The 3,410-nt window shown below is 66.6% G+C and carries 3 protein-coding genes; all 3 read right to left on the bottom strand.

The genetic code is table 11. The annotated features are described in order from the left end of the window. Positions 1 to 62: 62 nt before the first annotated feature. Genes G6028_RS16810 through G6028_RS16820 form a run of 3 tightly spaced genes read right to left on the bottom strand, consistent with a single transcriptional unit; the run spans position 63 to position 3,290 of the window. Positions 63 to 1,082: a tyrosine-type recombinase/integrase gene (locus G6028_RS16810; protein WP_182659554.1), complete on the bottom strand. Its 1,020-nt coding sequence runs from the start codon at positions 1,080 to 1,082 to the stop codon at positions 63 to 65. After that, positions 1,069 to 2,043 carry a tyrosine-type recombinase/integrase gene (locus G6028_RS16815; RefSeq protein WP_182659555.1) on the bottom strand — a complete coding sequence of 325 codons (975 nt, stop codon included), beginning with the start codon at positions 2,041 to 2,043 and terminating at the stop codon, positions 1,069 to 1,071. Before G6028_RS16815 ends, G6028_RS16810 begins: the two co-directional genes overlap by 14 nt. Continuing rightward, a complete protein-coding gene (locus tag G6028_RS16820; RefSeq protein WP_182659556.1) occupies positions 2,040 to 3,290 on the bottom strand; it encodes a site-specific integrase in 1,251 nt (416 codons plus the stop codon). Before G6028_RS16820 ends, G6028_RS16815 begins: the two co-directional genes overlap by 4 nt. Positions 3,291 to 3,410: the final 120 nt, after the last annotated feature.

Raw genomic sequence — 3,410 nt, forward strand, 5'->3', positions numbered from 1 at the left:
TCCCGAGTCGCGGCCGTGGGGTGCTGGTCGGCGCGGGTTCGGGTGGTAATTCCTCGGGATAATCATTTGAGGCCGGCCAGTTGCAGGAGGAGGTCGTCGTCTCCTTTCCAGAGTGCGGCGGGGTCGGGTGTGCTGCTGGCGGCGTGCTGGATGGCGTCGCGGACCATCTGGTTGTCGGCGGTGGCGTAGATGCTGGTGGTGGCGAGGTTTGCGTGGCCGAGGAACTCCTTTATGTGCGGCAGCGGTACGTCGGCCCGCAGCATCTGCATCGCGCGGGCATGCCGTAGCTGGTGGGCATGGATCCGCTCGGGGATGTCCGGGCAGTGCTGCCGTGCGGTGACGGCGTGCTTTCTGAGCAGGTACGAGATGTTGTCCTGACTCATCCAGTGCCGTTGCCCTGCGCGGGTGGTGAAGAAGAACGGCGTCGCGGGATCGGGGGTTCCGGGGTGAAAGGCGGCCAGGTATTGGTCGAGGTGGCCGCCGGTGGTGTCCATGATGGGCACTGTCCTGGTCTTGCGGCCCTTGCCGATCAGGGTCACTCGTCCCCGGCCAGCGGTGGTATCGATGTCCGCGGGAGTCAAGTCGAGCAGTTCCTGGATGCGGGCGGCGGTGTCGAACAGCAGCAGGATGATCATGGTGTCTCGAAGCCCGCGGAGTGTGTCCTGGCCTGGGGCCCGAATCAACGCTTCGACCGCCGCGACCTCCAAGGCGTCGGGGGCGCGGGCCGGGGCCCGTACCGGGCGGATGCGTTTGACGTCGAGCCAGACCGCGACCAGGGCGGGGTCCTCGCCGGCACAGTAGGCCAGGAAGGACTTGATCGCGGCCAGGCGTTGGTTCACCGACGACGGCGCCAGATTCCGGGTCTCGAGCAGCCAGATGCTGAATCCGCTCGCGGTGGCGTGGTCGAGCGCCGCGAAGCTGACCTCGTCCAGCTGCAGGCCCCGGGTTTGGCGCAAATAGTCCAGTAGGGCGTTCAGAGCTGCCTTGTAGGAACGGATGGTGTGCGGGCTGAGTCTGCGCGCCCGCGGCAGGTGGATCGTCAGCCAGGTCCGGATGAGGCGATAGAAGTCATCGGAGTCCATGGCAGGCCTCCGGCAGGACGGTCTCGAGGCCGGCGTTGGCCAGTCGGCGCAGGTCGGGGTGGAAATCGGCGGCCAGGTGGAAGTAGTACCAGGTGTCTTCCGGGTTGGTGTGTCCCAGGTGCAGGCCGAGGTAGGGCAGGCGCGCCAGCGGATCTTCCCCGGCGCGGGACCATCGGTTGATGTTCTCGACCACGTGGGCGTGGCGCAGGTCGTAGGGCCGTGCCGCCGGGCCCGGGCCGGCCGCGATCGGCGGGTCGGCGGCTGCGGTCAGCTCGCGGAACCAGCCGTTGACGGTGCCGTGACTGTAAGCAGCCCCGGTGTGGTTGGGGAAGAAGGCGATCCGCTCGGGATGAAGGGCGCTGATGGTGGCGTCGTAGCTCCGGCAGCACTGGTGCAGGTCAGAGGACATGAACACGATCCGGTCTTTGTGGCCCTTGGATTCGCGGATCCACACAGCGCCCGAGGTCAGATCCACGTCGTTGCGGTGCAGCTTTCTGGCCTCCCCGGGACGCAGGCCCAGGCAGTACATCATCCGAAACAGCACCGGGATGACCAGATGCCTGGGCCCGCCGAACAGGCACGGGCGGATGGCGTCGGCGGCATCGAAGAAGGCGCGCAGTTGGTCGTGGGTGAACAGGTGGGGCCGGTAGCGGACCTGCCGTCCGGGGATGCCGGTCGGGATGACGTACGCCTCTACGCCTATGTCGTTCATGTGCTTGGCCAGTTGCCGGACCGGGGTGATTCTGCGCATCTGTCCGTTGACGTGCTCGCCAGTCCGGGCGGCCGCCCAGGACATCGCCATCTGGCGGGTCAGCACGGCCTGGTCGGGATAGTCTCGGGCGCACAGCTTGTCGAAGCCGCGCAGGTGCCGTTCGGATGTGTCGTAGGGAAATCCCATCGCGTGCTTGAGCTCCAGCAGGCTTTGGATGTGGGCGGCCAGGCCGCTGACGAGGCCGTTCATGACCGCGCCCCACGTGGTGCGATGCCGGCGAAATCGAGGCAGCACTGGCGCATGTGCTGTTCGTCCCCGGCCAGATAGTGTTTGGCCGAGTCGATCGAGCGGTGGCCCAGGGCCTCGGTGATCACCGGTAGCACCGTCCCGTCTGCCAGCATGCGGGTGGCCAGCGAGGCCCGTAAGACCCGGAATCCGCGGCCTGTACCGTTCGAGGCGCTCGTGCCGGTACGGGTGAAGGCCCGGGAAGCCACGAAATATAATCCCGACGAGGTGGCCAGGGCGTTGAACGGTGCTTGAGACCGCAGGAACACGTGATCGCTGGTGGCGCCTGTGGGTCTTCCGTGCAGCAGGTAGTCGGCGATCGCTTCCCCCACGTCCGCCAGCAGCGGCAACGTCAGCATCGAGCCCGTCTTGTGCTGGGTCAGCGTGATCTGTGCCCGTGCCCAGTCGATATCGCTCAACCGTAGGTTCACGATGTCGACTGGACGCAGTCCGGTCCTGGCCGCCAGCAGCAGCATCGCCCGGTCCCGCCGCCTGGCTGGTGTGGTCGGATCGATAGAGTCCACCAGCTTGTCCACGTCGCTCGGGCTCAGCACACCGACCGGGTTGGTGCGTCTTGCCGAGTGCCCCGGAACCGCCCGTGACAGCCCCGGCCGCAGTCCGGTGTCCTCGAGAAAGCGGCACAATACGCGTATCGCGGATAGCGCGGTGCGCATACTCCCGGGGCGGTAGCGCTCGCCGAGAAAGACCACTGCAGCCGCCAGGTCTGCAGGTGACAGAGCGCCGATTTCCTGGACACCGTCTTGAGGCAACCGCGCCAGCACCGTGCGTGAGACCGTCGCGTACAGATCTTGGGTGGTCGTGGCCAGTCCTTGATCGGTCAGCCAGGCCTCGAACTGCTCCTGAACCGGCCGGAACGTCGCGTCCAGCGCATCGTTGGGATGCGTTTGCCGGGAGAGCCGCCACTGGTAGGAACCGGTGGTGGCCACCTCCCACAGCACCAAGGCCGCTTTGCGCAGCAGCTTGGCCTTCCACGGCTTGTAGCGTCCCTCGCGGTGTTCGGCGGCCACGAACTGCACAAACGCAGTCACGGCGTCCTCCGACACGACTGCCTCGTCAGCACTGCGCTCAGCGCAGAACGACTTGAACTGGGACCAGGCCCACCGGTACTGCATCAGCGTCGAGGGCGCCGAGCCCTGCGCAGTGATCGCGGCATCCGCTTTCACGACCAGATCGTCCAGGAGAACACTCATCTCCCGCTCACCTCCAGATAGAAACCGATAGAGGCGAGCAAGCGTAGGGACGATGTCGTTATCCCGAGGAAAAGCAGCCAGAACCGGCGCCGACCAGCACCCCACGGCCGCGACTCGGGA

Source organism: Dietzia cercidiphylli, assembly GCF_014145145.1.
GTDB lineage: Bacteria > Actinomycetota > Actinomycetes > Mycobacteriales > Mycobacteriaceae > Dietzia > Dietzia natronolimnaea.

Bases quoted from the DNA above. Each gene is read 5' to 3' on its own strand.
- G6028_RS16810 (WP_182659554.1), bottom strand. From the start codon at position 1,082: ATGGACTCCGATGACTTCTATCGCCTCATCCGGACCTGGCTGACGATC.
- G6028_RS16815 (WP_182659555.1), bottom strand. From the start codon at position 2,043: ATGAACGGCCTCGTCAGCGGCCTGGCCGCCCACATCCAAAGCCTGCTG.
- G6028_RS16820 (WP_182659556.1), bottom strand. From the start codon at position 3,290: ATGAGTGTTCTCCTGGACGATCTGGTCGTGAAAGCGGATGCCGCGATC.